Annotated in this window: 3 protein-coding genes; all 3 read left to right on the top strand. The window is 68.7% G+C overall.

Going from position 1 to position 1,651, the window contains the following annotated elements:
• Positions 1 to 44: 44 nt before the first annotated feature.
• The gene (gene thpR / locus RDU12_RS06235) at positions 45 to 584 is read left to right on the top strand and encodes an RNA 2',3'-cyclic phosphodiesterase (protein WP_308684282.1); all 540 of its coding nucleotides are present in this window, start codon (positions 45 to 47) and stop codon (positions 582 to 584) included.
• Positions 581 to 1,120 (top strand): GNAT family N-acetyltransferase, encoded by a 540-nt coding sequence (locus RDU12_RS06240; protein WP_300291629.1) that lies wholly within the window; start codon positions 581 to 583, stop codon positions 1,118 to 1,120. The genes thpR and RDU12_RS06240 overlap by 4 nt, the downstream gene beginning before the upstream one ends.
• Before the next feature lie 93 nt (positions 1,121 to 1,213).
• On the top strand, positions 1,214 to 1,651 hold a 438-nt coding region (locus RDU12_RS06245; RefSeq protein WP_308684283.1), incomplete at its 3' end, for an NAD-dependent epimerase/dehydratase family protein.

Raw genomic sequence — 1,651 nt, forward strand, 5'->3', positions numbered from 1 at the left:
AACCGGACTTGGGCGGTCCGGTTTCAGCCGCTACGAACGGTCGCATGATCCGGTTGTTCGCCGCCCTGCCGATTCCCGACGACGTGGCCGACACTCTCGAGCGACGCCAGTCCGGCCTGCCCGGCGCCAAATGGCGCGGGCGCGATCAGCTTCATCTGACCCTGGCCTTCTATGGCGATGTCGAGGAACGCCGCGCCGACGACCTGGCCGCCGAACTCAGCCGCGCCGCAGCCGGCGGGCCGTTCGAGTTCGTCCTCCAGGGCGTCGGCGCCTTCGGCGACGCCCACCGCCGCCAGACCCTGTGGGCCGGGGTCGAGCCCAATGAGCGGCTGTCGGTGCTGGCCGGCCGCTGCCGCGCCGCCGGGGAGCGGGCCGGCGTGGTCATGGAGCGCCGCGACTACCGCCCGCACGTGACGCTGGCCTATCTGAAGCCGCAGACCAATCCGGACCGGATCGGGGCGTGGATGGCCGGGCACAATCTGCTGCGCTCGCCGCCCATCCGTGTGGACCGCTTCGGTCTGTGGTCCAGCGTGCTGAGCCATGACGGCAGTCAGTATCAGCTGGAACAGGAGTATCCGCTTTGACCGCACCGGTGATCGAAACCGCCCGCCTGACCCTGCGCCCGCCGGCGATGGAGGACTTCCCCCGCTGGGCGGAGCTGATGGCCGATCCCGAGGCGGCCAAATTCATCGGCGGACCGCAGCCGGCCGAGGCCGCCTGGCGCGGCTTCATGACCATGGCCGGGGCGTGGAGCCTGACCGGCGTGGGCATGTTTTCGCTGATCGAGCGCGAGACCGGCCTGTGGCTGGGCCGGATCGGTCCGTGGACGCCGCTGGGCTGGCCCGGCACCGAGGTCGGCTGGGGGCTTCACCCTGACGCCCATGGCAAGGGCTATGGCGTCGAGGCGGCCGTCGCGACCATAGACTACGCCTTCGACACGCTCGGCTGGACCGAGGTGATCCACTGCATCGACCCGGACAATACGCCGTCGCAGCGGCTCGCCGAGCGGCTCGGATCGCGCAACCTCGGCCCGACGCAGCTGCCGCCGCCGTTCGACGCCGTGCGGGTCGATCGCTGGGGTCAGAGCCGCGACGCGTGGCGCGCCCGCCCCCGGCCCTGAGCCCGAACACCGCTTTCGCGCGTTGAGAGCTCAAGCTTTGACCCGCCGCCGCCATCGGCTAGGCAGGATGCAGTCATGACAAGGGATGGACGAATGCGGGTTCTGGTTCTGGGCGGCGACGGATTCTGCGGCTGGCCGACGGCGCTGCACCTGTCGGCGAGGGGCTGGGATGTGCTGGTCGTCGACAATCTGAGCCGACGCAACATCGACAATGAGCTGGAGGTCCAGTCGCTGACTCCTATCCGGACCATGGGCGAGCGCATTGCCGCGTGGAAGGAGGTCTCGGGCCAGACCATCGAGTTCGTCAACATGACGGTCGGCAAGGAGTTCGACCGCCTCGTGGCCCTCATCCGCGAGTGGAAGCCGGACAGCGTCGTTCACTTCGCCGAACAGCGCGCCGCGCCGTATTCGATGAAGTCGGCACGGCATAAATTATATACTGTAGACAACAACTTGAATGCGACGAACCATCTGCTCGCGGCGATCGTGGAGAGCGGGCTGGACGTGCACCTGGCCCACCTCGGGACCATG

The organism is Brevundimonas sp., from assembly GCF_031082345.1.
GTDB lineage: Bacteria > Pseudomonadota > Alphaproteobacteria > Caulobacterales > Caulobacteraceae > Brevundimonas.

What these genes read in the sequence shown, in the direction of transcription:
- thpR (WP_308684282.1), top strand. Translation starts at nt 45, where the DNA reads ATGATCCGGTTGTTCGCCGCCCTGCCGATTCCCGACGACGTGGCCGAC.